The sequence below is a fragment of the Nocardiopsis sp. NPDC057823 genome, from assembly GCF_042797335.1.
GTDB classification, from domain to species: domain Bacteria; phylum Actinomycetota; class Actinomycetes; order Streptosporangiales; family Streptosporangiaceae; genus Nocardiopsis; species Nocardiopsis changdeensis.
Window position 1 is genome coordinate 1 of record NZ_JBHVLR010000006.1, and the last position, 16,885, is coordinate 16,885.

General features: G+C 73.3%; 11 protein-coding genes and 1 tRNA gene. 6 read left to right on the forward strand and 6 right to left on the reverse strand.

Going from position 1 to position 16,885, the window contains the following annotated elements:
- From ACFVNO_RS12435 to ACFVNO_RS12460, 6 genes are all read right to left on the reverse strand, one after another.
- A partial coding sequence (locus ACFVNO_RS12435) for a heavy metal translocating P-type ATPase (RefSeq protein ID WP_378892049.1) occupies positions 1 to 1,827 on the reverse strand: 1,827 nt, incomplete at its 3' end.
- A gap of 50 nt (positions 1,828 to 1,877) precedes the next feature.
- Positions 1,878 to 2,843, reverse strand: coding sequence for a hypothetical protein (locus tag ACFVNO_RS12440; RefSeq protein ID WP_378892052.1), 966 nt, complete (start codon positions 2,841 to 2,843; stop codon positions 1,878 to 1,880).
- 218 nt (positions 2,844 to 3,061) lie between these two features.
- Positions 3,062 to 4,501, reverse strand: a complete 1,440-nt coding sequence (locus tag ACFVNO_RS12445; RefSeq protein WP_355269745.1) for an MFS transporter — start codon at positions 4,499 to 4,501, stop codon at positions 3,062 to 3,064.
- Positions 4,502 to 4,593: 92 nt separating this feature from the next.
- Positions 4,594 to 4,851, reverse strand: coding sequence for a heavy-metal-associated domain-containing protein (locus ACFVNO_RS12450; protein ID WP_220563526.1), 258 nt, complete (start codon positions 4,849 to 4,851; stop codon positions 4,594 to 4,596).
- A gap of 136 nt (positions 4,852 to 4,987) precedes the next feature.
- Complete coding sequence (locus ACFVNO_RS12455; protein ID WP_355269743.1) at positions 4,988 to 5,560, reverse strand: GNAT family N-acetyltransferase; 573 nt, start codon at positions 5,558 to 5,560, stop codon at positions 4,988 to 4,990.
- Positions 5,561 to 5,659: 99 nt separating this feature from the next.
- Positions 5,660 to 5,744 (reverse strand) — tRNA-Leu (locus ACFVNO_RS12460).
- A gap of 142 nt (positions 5,745 to 5,886) precedes the next feature.
- Here ACFVNO_RS12460 and ACFVNO_RS12465 point away from each other — a divergent pair.
- From ACFVNO_RS12465 to tmk, 6 genes are all read left to right on the forward strand, one after another.
- Positions 5,887 to 7,209: a M20/M25/M40 family metallo-hydrolase gene (locus ACFVNO_RS12465; RefSeq protein WP_355269741.1), complete on the forward strand. Its 1,323-nt coding sequence runs from the start codon at positions 5,887 to 5,889 to the stop codon at positions 7,207 to 7,209.
- Positions 7,210 to 7,462: 253 nt separating this feature from the next.
- Entirely contained in the window at positions 7,463 to 8,464 is a 1,002-nt protein-coding gene (locus tag ACFVNO_RS12470) for a hypothetical protein (protein ID WP_355269739.1), read from the forward strand.
- Positions 8,465 to 8,625: 161 nt separating this feature from the next.
- The gene (locus ACFVNO_RS12475; RefSeq protein WP_378892058.1) at positions 8,626 to 9,279 is read left to right on the forward strand and encodes a chaplin family protein; all 654 of its coding nucleotides are present in this window, start codon (positions 8,626 to 8,628) and stop codon (positions 9,277 to 9,279) included.
- 327 nt (positions 9,280 to 9,606) lie between these two features.
- Positions 9,607 to 10,923, forward strand: a complete 1,317-nt coding sequence (locus ACFVNO_RS12480) for a hypothetical protein (RefSeq protein ID WP_378892061.1) — start codon at positions 9,607 to 9,609, stop codon at positions 10,921 to 10,923.
- 650 nt (positions 10,924 to 11,573) lie between these two features.
- Entirely contained in the window at positions 11,574 to 14,387 is a 2,814-nt protein-coding gene (gene topA / locus ACFVNO_RS12485) for a type I DNA topoisomerase (protein WP_378892064.1), read from the forward strand.
- 274 nt (positions 14,388 to 14,661) lie between these two features.
- The gene (gene tmk, locus ACFVNO_RS12490) at positions 14,662 to 16,767 is read left to right on the forward strand and encodes a dTMP kinase (protein WP_355269731.1); all 2,106 of its coding nucleotides are present in this window, start codon (positions 14,662 to 14,664) and stop codon (positions 16,765 to 16,767) included.
- The last annotated feature ends 118 nt before the right edge of the window (positions 16,768 to 16,885 follow it).

Genomic DNA, 16,885 nt, shown 5'->3' on the forward strand with positions numbered 1-16,885 from the left:
CGTCCGGGCCACGGCCTCGTTGTCACCGGTCAACAGGATCGGGGTCAGACCCAGGGCGCGGAACTGCTCGACGGCCTGGGCGCTGGTGGGCTTGATCGCGTCGGACACGACCAGCACCGCGCGGGCGGCGCCGTCCCAGCCGACGGCGACGGCGGTCCCGCCCGCGGCCTCCGCGGCGGCCTTGGCGCTCGCCAGTTCGGCGGGCAGCTCCTGCGACCACTCGGCGAGCAGCGAGGTGCGGCCGACCAGGACGGCGTGGCCGTCGACGATGCCCTGCACGCCCTGTCCCTCGACGTTGGCGAAGTCCTCGACCTGACCGAGCCCACCGGTACGGGCGAGGGCGGCCTTGGCGATGGCCTGGGCGATGGGGTGCTCGGAGGCGTTCTCCAGCGCCCCGGCCAGCCGCAGCACCTCGTCCTCGCTCTGGCCGGGGGCGGTGAACACGTCGGTGAGCGTCATCCGGCCGGTGGTGACGGTGCCGGTCTTGTCCAGAACGATCGTGTCGATGCCGCGGGTGGTCTCCAGGACCTCCGGGCCCTTGATGAGGATGCCGAGCTGGGCGCCGCGCCCGGTGCCGACCAGCAGCGCGGTCGGGGTGGCCAGGCCCAGGGCGCAGGGGCAGGCGATGATGAGCACCGCGACCGCCGCGGTGAACGCCGCCGCCACCGATCCGCCGGTACCGATCCAGAAGCCGAGGGTCACGGCCGCCAGGGCGATGACGATGGGGACGAAGACGCCCGAGATCCGGTCGGCGAGGCGCTGGACCTCGGCCTTGCCGTTCTGCGCGTCCTCGACCAGGCGGGCCATCTGGGCGAGCTGTGTGTCGGATCCGACGCGGGAGGCGCGCACGACCAGGCGTCCGCCGGCGTTGACGGTGGCACCCACCACGGCGTCGCCGGGGCCGACCTCGACCGGCACGGACTCGCCGGTGAGCATGCTCATGTCGACGGCGGAGGTGCCCTCCTCCACGGTCCCGTCGGTGGCGACCTTCTCACCGGGCCGGACGATGAACAGGTCGCCCTCGGTCAGGTCGGCGGTGGGGATCCGCTGCTCGGCGCCGTCGCGCAGCACGGTGACGTCCTTGGCGCCGAGTTCGAGCAGGGCGCGCAGGGCGGCGCCGGCCCGGCGCTTGGACCGGGCCTCGAAGTAGCGTCCGGCCAGGATGAAGGTGGTGACCCCGGCGGCGACCTCCAGGTAGATGTTGGCGGAGCCGTCGGTGCGGGCGATGGTGAGCTCGAACGGGTGGGTCATGCCCGGCTCGCCCGCGGTGCCGAGGAACAGCGCGTACAGGGACCAGGCGAAGGCGGCGATCGTGCCCATGGACACCAGGGTGTCCATGGTGGCCGCGCCGAGCTTGAGGTTCTTCCAGGCGGCGATGTGGAAGGGCAGCGCGCCCCAGACGAGCACGGGCGCCGCGAGGACGAGCGAGGCCCACTGCCAGTAGGTGAACTGGAGCGCGGGGGCCATCGCCATCGCGATGACCGGCACCGACAGCAGGGCGCTGACGATGAGGCGGTCGCGCAGCGGGCGGGTCGGGTCCGCGGCCTCCGCCGCGCCGTCGTCATCGGCGGCGGCGTCGGCGGAGCGGGGCACCTCGGCGGTGTACCCGGCCTTCTCGACCTGGGCGATCAGCTCCTCGGCGGGCACCGGGTCACCGTCGAAGACCACGCGCGCCGTCTCGGTGGCGTAGTTGACGGTGGCGGTGACGCCGTCGAGCCGGTTGAGGCGCTTCTCGATGCGGCTCGCGCAGGAGGCGCAGGTCATGCCGCCGATCGCCAGCTCGATCCGCTCTCCGGACTCTCTGACGTCTCCGGTTCCGGTGTTCATCGTTGCTCCTTGAGGTCGTGGGGGTGCGCGGCAGGGGGGCGTCGTCACGGTCAGTGGGAGTGCGGCGCGTGGCTCTCCTGGTCCGTGTGCTCCTCCGCGGTGACGGTGCCGTCGGCGGTCACGGTGAACTCCGCGGTCCGCACCTCGCCGCCGTGCTTGAAGTCGAGGAAGAGCCGGTAGTCGCCGACGGAGGGCACCATGGCCTGGAAGGTGATCTCGGGCCCGGGCTCGGTCACACCGTCGCCGGGCTCGCCCTCCGGGTGGACGTGCAGGTAGGCGAGGTCGCCGGCGCGCAGCGCCACGAGGTGGCCGTAGGCGCCGAGGTAGGGCTCCAGGTCGGTGACCTTCTCGCCGTCGCGGGTGACGGTGAGGGTCAGCGGGTTGGTCCGCCCGGGGACGAGGTCGCCGTCGAGGGTGACGGTGTAGCCGTCCACCTCGGCGGTCCGCTCGGCGGCGGGGAGGTCCTGCGGCTCGTGGTCGCCGGGGACGGTGAGGTCCGCGCCGAGGGTGAGGCCGCTCCCGTGCTCCTGCGGGACGAAGTCGGCGAACATCCGGTAGGCCCCGGGGGTATCCACCTCCAGCGGGACGCTCCAGGTGCCGTCCTCGGCCATCTCCGGGTGCACGTGCCGGTATCCGCTCATGTCGCGGCCGACCACGATCAGGTGCATGCGCTTGTCGTGCGACTCCTCGAACCCGGTCACGGGCTCGCCGTCGGGGCCCAGGATGCGGAACGAGAGGGTCTCCTCCTCGCCCGCCCGGTCGGGGGTCCGGACCGGGGTGAGCGTGTAGCCGTCCTGGGAGATCTGGAGGCCGGAGGGGGTGGAGTGCGCGCCGTTCATGGAAGTCTCCTCATCGGTGGTGGTGCCGGTGCCGGTGGTGCCGTCGTGGCCGGTGTGCTCGCTCGCCTCGGTGGTGTCCGGGAGCAGGGGGCCCACCAGGCCGCCGGCCCCCATCGCTCCGGCGAAGGCCACGGCGAGGCCCAGTCCGTAGAGCCCGAGCTTGGTGGGGACGTTCATCGTCGGTCCTTTCCTTCCTCTGTGGCCGGATGCTTCGAGCGGTGTGCGCCGGAGCCCTCCGCTGGGGAGTTCGTCGGCGACAACTCAAGGAATACCATACCCCCCCAGGGTATACAAGTCCCCGGGACGGGGCCACTGTGACGTGTGTCCTCGAATCCGCGGACACGGCGGAGCCGGACGGCCCCTCCTCGGGCCGCCCGGCTCGCCGCGGGGACGGGTCAGACGCCCGTCCCGGCGGTCTCCCCCTCCTCGGACCGGGTCGCGGCCGCCCTCTGCGGGCGCATGAGGGCGAACCCGAGCACCGCACCCGCCACGGCCACCGCTCCGGCCCCGATGAACGCGGCCTGGAAGCCGTCGGTCAGCGCGGCCGGGTCGCCGAGCCGGTCGGCCCCCCACGCGGTGGCGACGGCGGTCATGGCCGCCAGGCCCAGGGCGGAACCGACCTGGTAGGTGGTGTTGACGATGCCCGAGGCCAGCCCCGCCTCCTCCGGGCGCGCCCCGCTGATGGAGGCGATCGTGGCCGGGATGAACACCAGCGACATGCCCAGGGCCGCGATCAGGGAGCCGGGCAGGACGTCGACGAGGTAGTCGCCCCCGGGGCGGGCCAGGGAGAGCAGGCCCAGGCCGGCGGCCAGGACCAGCAGGCCCGTCACGATCAGCGGCTTGAGGCCGAAGCGGCCGATGAGCCGGCCGGTGACGGTGGTCATGAGGAGCATCATCAGCAGCGTCATCGGCAGCAGGGCCGCGCCGCTGGGGAAGGCCCCGTACCCCAGGACCTGCTGGAGGTAGAGGTTGAGGAAGTACCACATCGGGATCCACGCGGCCCCCAGCAGGGTGATCGCCACGTTCCCGGCCAGCAGGCCGGGGGTGCGCCAGACGCCCAGGGGCATCAGCGGGGCGCGGACCAGGCGCTGGCTGACGACGAAGACCCCCAGGAGGACCGCTCCGCCGACGAGGCCGAGCAGCGTGGCCGCGGAGGTCCAGCCCTGTTCGGAGGCCTGGACGATGCCGAACACCGCCAGGGCCAGGCCGCCGGTGGCCGAGACGGCGCCCAGGAGGTCGACCGATCCGCCGCGTCCGCTCACCGCGGGCAGCAGGGCCGGGACGGCGGCCAGGGAGGCCAGTCCGATGGGGATGTAGAGGAGGAACAGCCACGGCCAGCTCAGCCATTCGGTGATGGCGCCGCCGAGGAAGACGCCGGCCGTGCCGCCCGCCGGGGCGGCCGCGCCGTAGAAGGCCAGCGCCTTGGTGCGCTCGCCGGTGTCGTGGGCGAAGATCATCATCAGCAGGGTCATCGCCGACGGCGCGATCAGCGCTCCGCCCGCGCCCTGGACCGCGCGGCCCAGGAGTTCGACCCAGGCAGTCTCGGCCGCGGCGGCCAGGACGGACCCGGCGATGAGGGTGACCCAGCCCGCGGTGAACACCCGGCGCGCGCCGAGCAGGTCGGACAGGCGTCCTCCCAGGAGCAGCAGACCGCCGAAGGCGATGACGTAGGCGTTGAAGACCCATTGCAGGGAGCTGGGGGAGAAGCCGAGGTCGCGCTGCATCTCGGGCAGGGCGACCCCGATGATCGAGGTGTCCATGATGACCATGAACTGCGCGCCGGCGAGCACCAGGAGTGCCCACCAGCGGCGGGGATCGGCTTGTGGCGTTGACATGCTGCTGTCTCCTGAACACGGTCCCGCCTCGCGGCGGACCATCGAGGGGTGGAGCTGGAGTGGTCGGGCGGGGCGGGACCGTGGGGGTTCCGTCAGACGCCCGCGAACCGGTAGCCGGCCTCGGTGACGGCCGCGCGGATCGCGTCGTCGTCGAAGCCCGAGCCCTGGACGGCGACCGTGCCGGCGGCGAGGTCGACCGTCACGCCGGTGACGCCGGCGACGCCGCCGATCCCGGTGCTGACGGAGTTCGCGCAGTGTCCGCAGGTCATTCCCTCGACCTGGTAGACCCGCGCGTCCCCGGGGGTCTCGGCGGCGGTCGTCCCGGTCTCACAGGAACAGGTGGAGCACATGGGGTTCCTCCTCGTGTCGTGATACCCCCTTGGGGTATCTGGGGAACAGATTTAACATACTCCTGGGGGGTATGCAAGGGGGAGGGGTGCCCGCCGTCGCAGCCGGGGCGCGGCACGCCGCGCCCCGGCGGAGGGGTCAGCGCAGGTCGCGCCGCATCAGCACACGGGGGTGGCCGGCCAGGACCGAGGAGGTGTCGGCGGCGTGGACGAACCCGGCGCGCTCGAAGTTCCTCCGGAGTCCGGGGTAGGCCATCGTCAGGTCCACCCGGGCGTCGCCGTTGTCCAAGGGATAGGCCTCGACCACGGGTGCGCCGTGCGCCCGGGCGAACTCGACGGCCCCGGCGATCAGGGCGTGCGAGATCCCCTTCTTCCGGTGGCCCGGGCGCACGCGGACGCACCACAGCGACCACACGGGGAGGTCGTCGACGTGCGGGATTTTGCGGCTGCGGGCGAAGGAGGTGTCCGCGCGCGGCGCCACCGCGGCCCAGCCGACGGGTTCGTCGCCGTCGTAGGCGAGCACCCCCGGCGCCGGCTCGGCGCGGCACAGCCCGGCGACGTACTCGCCGCGGGCGGGGCCGCGCAGCTCCCTGTTGAGCGCGGACGGGAGCCGGTAACTGAGGCACCAGCACACGTCGGCGCCGGGTGATCTCGGTCCCACCAGGGCCCGCACGTCCTCGAACACCGAGGCGGGGCGAACGTCGACGGCCATGGCGCCAGCATGCCACGCCCGGCGCGGGGAACCGTCGCGCCCGTGCGCGGGAACCGCGCCCCGACATGAGAAAAGGCCCTGCGAACAGGGCCTTCGTTGTGTCCGAGGGGGGACTTGAACCCCCACAGCCTTAACGGCCACTAGCACCTCAAGCTAGCGCGTCTACCTATTCCGCCACCCGGACCGGTGGTATCGGGCGGCAGCGCCGCCTGACAGGTCAACAATAGCAAAGCTCCGGAGTGCCCCGAACCGCTTTTCGGGCCGGGGGTGATCATGACAGGGTCGGGGGCGACGAGCACAGTGACACGGTGGAACAGGAGCGTCCGATGACACGGGAATCCGAGGGCTTGAGCGCGGCCGAGGTCGAAGTCGTCGACCTGTGCCGGGAGCTCATCGCCTTCGACACCTCCAACTACGGCGACCACTCCGGGCCGGGCGAGCGCAAGGCGGCGGAGTACGTGGTGGGCAGGCTCGACGAGGTCGGGGTGGAGGCGACGGTCTACGAGAAGCACCCCGGACGCAGCAACGTGGTGGCGCGGATCGAGGGGGCGGACCCGAGCCGTCCCCCGCTGCTCGTCCACGGCCACCTGGACGTGGTGCCGGCCGCGGCGCAGGACTGGACGCACCACCCCTTCGCCGGGGAGATCGCGGACGGCTGCGTGTGGGGCCGCGGCGCGGTCGACATGAAGAACATGAACGCGATGGTCCTGGCGGTGCTGCGGCAGCGGCTGCGGGAGGGGCGGCGCCCGCCGCGCGACATCGTGCTGGCCTTCCTGGCCGACGAGGAGGCGGGCGGCACCTGGGGCGCCCAGTACCTGGTGGACGAGCACCCCGACCTCTTCGCCGACTGCGACGCCGCCATCAGCGAGGTCGGCGGCTTCTCCTTCACTGTGAGGGACGACCGGCGGCTCTACCTCATCGAGACCGCCGAGAAGGGCATCGCCTGGATGAAGCTGACCGCGCGCGGCACCGCCGGGCACGGTTCGATGGTCAACCGGGACAACGCGGTCACCGAGCTGGCGGCGGCGGTCGCCCGGCTGGGGGAGCACGCGTTCCCCGTGCACCTGACCCCCACGGTGCGCACGTTCCTGGAGGAGATCTGCGAGGAGTTCCGGATCCCCTTCGACGAGAACGACCTGGACGCGACGGTCGCGCGGCTGGGCCCGATCGCCCGGATGATCGGGGCGACCCTGCGCAACACCCTCAACCCGACGGTGCTCGGCGGCGGCTACAAGGCGAACGTCATCCCCGGCGAGGCGACCGCCCAGGTGGACGGGCGCTTCCTGCCCGGTACCGAGGACGACTACTTCGCCACGATCGACCGGCTGCTCGGCCCCAAGGTGAGCCGGGAGTTCATCCACCACCTGCCCGCGGTGGAGACCCCCTTCGAGGGCGGGCTGGTGAACGCCATGTCTGCGGCCCTGCTGGCGGAGGACCCCGGCGCCCGCGCCGTCCCCTACTGCCTGTCGGGCGGGACGGACGCCAAGAGCTTCTCCCGGCTGGGGGTGCGCAACTTCGGTTTCGCGCCGCTCAAGCTGCCCCCGGAGCTGGACTTCGCCGGCATGTTCCACGGCGTGGACGAGCGGGTGCCGATCGACGGGCTGCAGTTCGGGGTCCGGGTGCTGGACCGGTTCATCGAGATGAGCTGAACGGAAACCGGGACGAGCTGGAATCGGGATGACATGATCCGCCCCTACCTGCGGTGATTCGTCCCCGGGTCGCGCCGGGAACTTCTCGGCGCGGCCCCCTTGTTCGCGTGCGTCATCACAGAACGTGATGCTACGGTGTCTGTGAGTTCAACGATGTGGTGGCTCGGGCACGTCCGCCGTGCGCCCACCGCATCCGATCCGGGCGGCGCCGTCGCACGGGACCGTCCAGCAGTCAGGAAACGAGGGGGCATCCATGGTGCTCACGGGCCGGGAGTGGTCGGTGTCGACCGACCGTGCCGCCCGTGGCGACCGTGCCCTCTGCCGCCTGCTGCTCCTGTCCGGCATCATGGCCGTCGCGTGGCTGGCCGGGGTGGGTGTCGCCCATGGCGAGACCGGCCCCGGCGGGCTCGTCGACCGGGTCCTGGGCCCCGAGGGCGTCGTCGAGGAGGCCGGCCGCTCGGCCGAGGGGGAGGTCCGGGTCACCGGCACCGCCGCCCGGGCCGCCACCGGCGCCCTGACCGGCACCGTCGTGCCCCAGGCCGCCGAGCTCCCCGAGACCGTCCTCGACGGGACCGGGGTCTCCGGAGCCCTGGAGGGCACCTCCACCGGCCGCGTCGTCGAGGACACCGCCCGCACCGTGGACGGCACCGCCCGTGAGGCGGGCCGGCTGGTCGACTCCGTCGCCACCACCGGGCGCGAAGTGGTGGGCTCCGCCGACGGCGCCCTGCGCGAAGGCGACCTGGTGGGCGGCGTCGCCGGACTCACCGAGCCCACCGGCGCCCTGGACGCCCTCGGCGACACCGTCACCGCGACGATGCCCGCCGACCTGCCGCTGGTCGGCGGCCCCGACACCCCCGCCGCGGTGGCACGCCCCGCGGTGGACCGGGCGGTCGGCTCCGCCACCGAGGCGGTCGAGCGGGCGGGCCGCGCCGAGCGCACCGCGCCCGGGTTCGCCCTGGTCACGCCCGTCGGCGGGCCGGCCGACGCGTCCGCGGGCGCCGTCGACGGCGCCTCCGGCGACGCCGACACCGACCGGGGCGAGCGCATCCGCCTCATCGCGGGCGGTTCCACCGGCCCGAGCGGCGCCGACGCCACCGGTGCGTCCGCGCCGTCGTTCCCCACGCCCGGCACCGCCGGGTTCCTGACGCCCCGGGCCGCCCACCTGGCCCCCCGGGTGCAGCGGGTCGCCCTGCCCGGCGACCCCACCCTCGTCGTGCGCGACGCCGCCGACGACCCCTCCTTCTCCCCCGACTAGCCGCGCCTTCACCCGCCGCGGTCGGTCCGGTGCGCCCTGAGCGCCCCTTCCCACCCGCTGGCTCCCCGGAGGCGCCCCCCGCTCGGGCCCCCTTTCCCAGGAGTCGGAACGACCGCGGTCCACGCAGCAATCACGACCTTCTTCGCTGACAAGGACACGCGATGACCCATCGGACCCACGCCAGGATCGCGGCACTGACCGCCGCGGGCCTCCTGGCACTGGCCCCGGCCGGGACCACCCTGGCCGACACCTCCACCAGCGGCAACGGCTCGATCGCCGGGGGCAACCAGCTCCACGCCGACCTCGACGCCCCGGTCGACGTCTGCGGCAACTCCCTGGCCCTCCTCGGTGCGGCGGGCGCCCAGTGCGCCGGCGGGGACGCCGGCACCGGGGGCGGCGTCCCGGACCGGGACGGCGACAAGGGCCACCCCGGGTACCCGGGCTACTCGCCGGAGCCTTCGGAGAGCCCCTCCGAGGGGCCCTCGGAGGGACCGTCGGAGTCGCCCTCCGAGGGACCGTCCGAGTCCCCGTCGGAAGGGCCGTCCGAGGAGCCGTCGGAGTCCCCGTCCGAGTCCCCGTCGGAAGGCCCGTCGGAGGGACCGTCCGAGTCCCCGTCGGAGGGCCCCGAGGAGGGTGAGAGCCCCGGCGAACCGTCCGACTCCAGCACTGCGGGCGAACGGCCGTCCGACACCTCGGACGCCCGGCTCCCGCTGACCGGCTCCGCCGGACTGCCCGGCCTGGTCATCGCCGCGATCGCCGCGGCGGTCGCCGGGATCGGCCTGGTCATCGCGGGCCGCCGGCGCTCCCGGATCTGACCGCACGGCTTCCCGGGCCGCCGACGCGGCCCGGGGGTTGACGCGAGTCCCGTAGCACCGGCCGAGGCCATGTGCGCGGGGTTCACGTCAGCCGCCGCCCCACCAGGGCGGAGCTGACCGACGGGGCGCGCGCGTCCGTCCGCATCCGGCGGACGGGACGGCGACGCAGCCCTCGAGCACCGACCGACACGCACCGCCCAGGTGCGGAGCCGGGAGGACGATCCCCGGCCTTGGCCGAAGGCCCGTACCCCACCCAGGGGTGTGGAACGGCCTGTGGCCCGAGCACACACCTTCTCATCAGCACGTTTTCTGAAAGGAACTTCCCACATGTCTAAGTGGGCCAGGACCTCCGCGAAGTCCGTCCTGCTGGCCGCGGGCTTCGTCGCCCTGGGCAGCGGCGTCGCCTTCGCCGACACCGACGCCGCCACCAGCGGCAACGGCTCCGTCCTCGGCGGCAACCAGGCCGTCGTCAACGCCGACGTCCCGGTCAACGTGACCGGCAACGCGGTCGGCGCCGTCCTGGGCACCGCCGGGGCCTCCACCACCGACAGCGACGCCGCCGTCGTGGACCACCAGCACAACGAGGTCGCCACCTCGGGCAACGGCTCGGTGCTGGGCGGCAACCAGCTCGTGATCGACGGGGACGTCCCCGTCAACGTGACCGGCAACGCCATCGGCGCCGTGGGCGGCATCGCCGGCGCCTCCACCACCGACTCCGACGCGGTCGTCCACCACGACGGCCACGCCTGGCACGGCGAGGGCGAGCCCGACGTCGCGACCAGCGGCAACGGCTCCCTGATCGGCGGCAACCAGCTCGTCGGCGACCTGGACGTCCCCGTCAACGTGTCGGGCAACGCGATCGGCGCCCTGGGCGGTGTCGCGGGTGCGGCGGCCACCGACGCGGACGCCATCGTCCACGACGTGCACGGCGGACACGTCGGGCACGGCGGACACGTCGGCCGCGACCACTACGCGGCGGAGACCGAGATCACCCCGGTCGACCTGGTGGGCGAGGCCGCCCGCAACGCCAGCCTGCTGCCCGACACCTCCGGCGTGGACGCCGGCGTCCTGCGCCAGTCCGCCCCGGTCCGCGAGCACCAGTCGATCGCCACCTCCGGCAACGGCTCGGTGCTGGGCGGCAACCAGCTGGTCGGCCACCTGGACGTCCCGGTCAACGTGGCCGGCAACGCGGTCGGCGCCGTGGGCGGCGTCGCCGGCGCGGCCGCGACCGACAGCGACGCGGTCGTCAAGGAGTCGCACGAGTACATCGCGACCTCGGGCAACGGCTCGCTGGCCGGCGGCAACCAGGCCGTCGTGCACGGCGACGTCCCCGTGAACGTGACCGGCAACGCGGTCGCCGCGGTCGCCGGCCTGGCGGGCGCGAGCTCCACGGACAGCGACGCGGCCGTCGTGCACCAGAGCGCCACCGAGCACCAGTCCGGTGTGCTGGACGCGTTGCCCGTGGTGGAGCAGCTGCCCGAGGTGCCCGTCTCCGAGACGCTGCCCGTCGAGTACACCGTGAGCGAGACCGCCCAGCAGGCGGTCGCCGAGCACGCGCCGGAGCACGCCGAGACGCTGCCCGCGCCCGCCGCGCCGGTGGACCCGGTCGGCCAGGTTCTGGGCGCCGTGGGCGTGGGCCTGTAACGACGCGGACGGGGGAAAGGGGACCGGACCCGTCCCCCGCCGGTGGTGCGCGGCCTCTCGTTCCGTTTGGAACGCGGTGGACTGCGAGGTGCCGAACACCACAGGCGGGGACCGGGTCGGGGCTCCGGGAACCCGGAGCGGCACGTGCAGGGTGTCGCGTGCGTCGTTCGGGCGAGAGCAGGACGGACCGCCTCCGCGCGCCCGTTCCGTGAGGAACGCGGTGGACTGCGGGCGGGTGGGGGTGTCCGTCCGGGGCTCGGAACCACAGTCGAGTCCTCCCGGGAATATCCGGGAGGACTCGCCGCTTTGTGGGGGGTATGGGCACCCGACCCCCCGGGAAGTGTGATGGAAGTCACTTTGAGGGCGTGTTCCGGGTGATCGCCGGAGCCGGAGGCGGCTCCGGGGCCCGCACGGCCGGAGCACGGCCTGCGCGGTACGGGCCGGTAGCGGTGCGGTGAGCGCTTATTCTGCGGTTGCCGGTGGGTGAAGAGCCCGCTCTCCGCGGTCACGGCCCCGTGTACACGGGAGTCCCTCCGCCCACCCACCGACGGGGGAACGCCTGGGGTTTCGGTTACCGTCGGTTTCCACGGGAGCCGAGGGACCGCGGCCGACAGACCACGCAGAGGCTAGACGTAGACGTAGGGGAACACGTGCCACCCACCAAGGGCAGCGCCGGCAAGAACGGCTCGCAGGACAGCGGACGACAGGGCTCGGGGACCGCCCTCGTCATCGTCGAGTCGCCCGCCAAGGCCAAGACCATCGCGGGCTACCTGGGCCGCGGTTACGTCGTGGAGTCCAGCATCGGGCACATCCGCGACATGCCCACCAAGGCCGCGGAGATCCCCGCCAAGTACAAGGGGGAGCCCTGGGCCCGGCTGGGCGTCAACGTCGACGGCGACTTCGAACCCCTCTACGTCGTCAACGCCGACAAGAAGTCCCACGTGCGCAAGCTCAAGGAGCTCATGGCCGACGCCGACGAGCTCCTGCTCGCCACCGATGAGGACCGCGAGGGCGAGGCCATCGCCTGGCACCTGCTGGAGGAGCTCAAGCCCAGGATCCCGGTGCGCCGCATGGTGTTCAACGAGATCACCAAGGAGGCCATCCAGCGCGCCGCCGACAACACGCGCGACCTCAACACCCGGCTGGTGACCGCCCAGGAGACGCGCCGCATCCTGGACCGGCTCTACGGCTACGAGGTCTCCCCCGTGCTGTGGAAGAAGGTCATGCCCAAGCTCTCCGCGGGCCGGGTGCAGTCCGTGGCCACCCGCCTGGTGGTCGAGCGCGAGCGCGAGCGGATGGCGTTCACCCCCGCCGAGTACTGGGACATCAAGGCCCTCTTCGACGCCTCCGGCGCGGGCATTCCCGCGGGCGACCCCACCGACTTCCCGGCCACGCTGGTCGCCGTGGACGGCACCCGCATCGCGGTGGGCCGCGACTTCACCGCCCAGGGCACCGTGCGCCCGGACCGGGCCGTCCGCCAGCTCGACGAGGCGGCCGCGCGCGGCCTGGCCGAGCGGCTGTCCGCCAGCGCCTTCGGCGTGTCCTCGGTGGAGCGCAAGCCCTACCGCCGCTCGCCGTACGCGCCGTTCCGCACCACCACCCTCCAGCAGGAGGCGTCGCGCAAGCTGGGGCTGTCGGCCAAGCAGACCATGCAGGTCGCCCAGCGGCTCTACGAGAACGGCTACATCACCTACATGCGCACCGACAGCACCACGCTGTCGGACAGCGCGGTGCGCGCCGCCCGCTCCCAGGTGCAGCGCCTGTACGGCGCCGACTACCTGCCCGAGCGCCTCCGCGTCTACGCCAAGAAGGTCAAGAACGCCCAGGAGGCGCACGAGGCCATCCGCCCGGCCGGCGACGAGTTCCGCACCCCGGGCCAGACCGGGCTCAGCGGCCCCGAGTTCCGCCTCTACGAGCTGATCTGGAAGCGCACCGTCGCCTCCCAGATGAAGGACGCCGTCGGCGAGTCCGTCACCGTCAAGGTGCAGGGCACCTCCTCGGCCGGCGAGGTCGCCGAGTTCAACGCCACCGGCAAGATCATCACCTTCCACGGCTTCCTCAAGGCCTACGTGGAGGGCGCCGACGACCCGGCCGCCGACCTCGACGACCGCGAGCGGCGGCTGCCCGCCGTGGCCGAGGGCGACCCGCTCACCGCACGCGACCTGACCGCCGAGGGGCACAGCACCCGCCCGCCGGCCCGCTACACCGAGGCGACCCTGGTCAAGGAGCTGGAGGAGCGGGAGATCGGGCGCCCCTCCACCTACGCCTCGATCATCGGCACCATCCTGGACCGCGGCTACGTGTTCAAGAAGGGCACCGCCCTGGTGCCGTCCTTCCTGGCGTTCGCCGTGGTGCAGCTGCTGGAGCGGCACTTCGGCAACCTGGTGGACTACGAGTTCACCGCCCGCCTGGAGGACGTGCTCGACTCCATCGCCCGCGGCGAGGCCGAGAGCCTGCCGTGGCTGCGCCGGTTCTACTTCGGCGGAGACACCCCCGAGGGGGACCGGGAGACCGGCCTGAAGGAACTGGTCGGCGACCGCCTCGCCGACATCGACCCCAAGGAGATCAGCTCCCTGCCGGTGCCGGGCACCGAGGACATCGTGCTCCGGGTCGGCCGCTACGGCCCCTACCTGGACCGCGGGGGCGTCCGGGTCAACGTGCCCGAGGACCTGGCCCCCGACGAGCTGACCCCGGAGAAGGCCGAGGAGCTGTTCGCCCAGCCCAGCGGCGACCGCGAGCTGGGCACCGACCCCGAGACCGGGCACCTCGTCGTGGCCAAGTCCGGACGCTTCGGCCCCTACGTCACCGAGGTCATCGAGGAGCCCGAGGAGAACGGGGGCAAGAAGGCCAAGGCCGTCAAGCCGCGCACCTCCTCGCTGCTCAAGTCGATGACCCTGGACACCGTCACCCTCGCCGACGCGATCAGGCTGCTCTCGCTGCCGCGCGTGGTCGGCGTGATCGACGGCGACGAGGTCACCGCCCAGAACGGCCGCTACGGCCCCTACCTCAAGAAGGGCACCGACAGCCGCTCCCTCGCCTCCGAGGAGCAGATGTTCACGGTCACCCTCGACGAGGCGAAGGAGCTGTTCGCCCAGCCCAAGCAGCGCGGCCGCCGGGCCGCCGCCCCGCCGCTGCGCGAGCTGGGCAAGGACCCGGTGTCGGGCGCCGTCATGCTCGTCAAGGACGGCCGGTTCGGCCCCTACGTCACCGACGGGGAGGTCAACGCCTCGCTGCGCAAGGGCGACGAGGTGGAGTCCATCACCGACGAGCGCGCCGCCGAGCTGCTGGCCGAGCGCCGGGCCAAGGCGCCCGCCAAGAAGCCCGCGGCCAAGAAGGCGCCCGCGAAGAAGACGACGGCCAAGAAGACCACCACGGCGGCGAAGAAGACCACCGCCGCCAAGAAGGCGCCGGCCAAGAAGACGGGCACGCCCCGTACCGCGGCCAAGGCCTCCGACGAGGCCTGAGCGGCGCACACCGTCGAACGCGGACCGCCCCGCGCCGGAGCACCTCCGGCCCGGGGCGGTCCGCGTCGTGTGACACGGGGTGTGCGGGTCGGTACGATCTCCACGTTCACTCCGGGGCCCGCCGTACCCCCTGTTCGCAGATGATCTTCCGTACTACGCTGGACGTGGCCGACGGGAACACTGAAACGCAAGTGATCTTCCGCCGCTCCACCGAATTCCTCAGCGGACGACGGCCCACTCCTCCCCTCCCCCTCACCGAATAACCTTGAGCGCTATGAGCAGACCTGCATCTCCGGGAGCGCCGTCCGAGGCGCACAACGTCCTCGCGATCACTCCCTTCCGAAGGCTGTGGATCTCGCTCGTGCTGTCCGGACTGGGCGATTGGCTGAGCCTCCTGGCTCTGGTCTCCCTGGCCGCGATCTTCACGTTCGACGCCCCGGCCCTGGTCCGGTACCTGGCCATCGCCGGTGTCCTGGCCGTCAAACTCGCGCCCTCCGTCCTCCTGAGCCCCCTGGTCGGGGCCCTCGTGGACCGGCTGGACCGCCGCTGGACCATGGTCGGCGGCGACGTCCTGCGGGCCCTGCTCTACGCCTCGGTCCCCGTGGTGGGCCTGCTGGCCCCCGGGTTCGCGCTGCCGTGGCTGTTCATCGCGGCACTGCTCGCCGAGATCGTCGAGCTGCTGTGGACCGGCGCCCGGGACTCCGCGATCCCCAACCTGGTGCCCCGCAAGCTGCTGGGCCAGGCCGACCGCCTGGTGCTGTTCACCTCCTACGGCACCGCGCCGGTCGCCGCCCTGCTGTTCGCGGCCCTGGCCTCGGTGAGCAACGTGCTCGGCGTCCTGGTGCCCTCGCTGGCCTCCCCCGAGGCGGACATCGCGCTCTACCTCAACGGGCTGCTCTTCCTGGCGGCCGCCGGGCTCGTGGCCGGACTCCGGATCCCCGGCCACCGGCCCGCCAAGGACGCCCAGAGCCCCACCCGCGACGCCCGCATCCTGCCGTCCGTCGCGCGCGGCACTCGCGGCTCCGGCGACCCGGTGCTGCTGCGCGGCCTGTCCCTGGGCCTGATCACCACGGTCGTCGCGGTGGGCGCCGTCGTCGGCGTCGGCCGCCTGCACGCCGAGGGCCTGGAGGCGGGCAACGCCGGGTTCGGCATGCTGTTCGCCGCCGTCCTGGGCGGCATGGGCCTGGGCGCCGTCTCCGGCCCCCGCGTCCTCAAGCTGCTCAGCCGCCGCCGACTCTTCGGGCTCACCGCCGTCATCGCGGCGGTCGTGCTGCTGTTCGCCGGCGCCGTCGGCGACATGGTCCTGGCCGTCGTCCTGGCCCTGGTCCTGGGCGTCGCCGCGGGCATGTCCTGGGCGACCGCGCTGGGCGTGGTCACCCGCGAGGTCGAGGAGGAGCACCGCACCGCGGTGCACGCCCACCTCAACGGCGCGGCCCGCCTGGCCCTGGTGCTGACGGCGGTCCTCGCCCCCGTCGCCGCCGGGTTCGTCGGCGACCGGGCCCTGGCGATCGGCCCGCTCACCTACGACCTGCGCGGCAGCGCCGTCGTGCTGGCGGCGGCCGCCCTGCTGGGCGTGGTCGCCGCCGTGGTCGCCCACCGCCAGGTCAACCGGGACGACCCCGAGGCCGGCCCCGGCCTGCTCCCCGAGCTGTTCGCGGCGCTGCGCGGCGTCGAGATCACCGAGCCGGTCGACGAGGACGAGCGCCCCTCCGGCGCGTTCATCGTCGTCGAGGGCGGCGAGGGCGCGGGCAAGTCCACGCAGGTCCGCGAACTCACGGTGTGGCTGCGCGACCAGGGCTTCGAGGTGGTCAGCACCCGCCAGCCCGGCGCCACCAAGCTCGGCATGCGGCTGCGCGCCCTGCTGCTGGACCGCGAGAACTCCCACATCACCCCGCGCGCCGAGGTGCTGCTGTACGCCGCCGACAAGGCCGACCACGTCCAGCAGGAGATCCTGCCCGCGCTCAAGCGCGGTGCCGTGGTCATCAGCGACCGCTACACCGACTCGCTGCTCGCCTACCAGGGCACCGGCCGCGACCTGGCGGTCTCGGACATCGCCGACATCAGCACGTGGGCGGTGCAGGGCCTGGTCCCCGACCTGACGGTGCTGCTGGACGTGCGCCCGGAAGAGGGCCTGTCCCGGCTGGGCGGCCCGGCCGACCGCATCGAGTCGGAGTCCGTGGAGTTCCACGAGCGGGTCCGCAAGGGCTTCCTCGACCTGGCCCGCCGGGACCCGGACCGCTACCTGGTCCTGGACTCCCGCGAGCCCCGCGAGAAGATCACCCGCGAGATCCAGAAGCGGGTGCGCGCCCTGCTGCCCGACCCGGTCCCGAGCAGCGCCGAGGCCGTCACCGGGATGATCCCGGTCATCAAGAACGACTGACCCGCCGCGGCGGGACGGGGCCCGGGGGCGCACGCCCCCGGGCCCCGCGCGTTCCCGGGCGCGGGGCGGGCCTGTGGAAACGGCCCGACCGTCGCCCCCGGCTCCTATCCTGGATCCC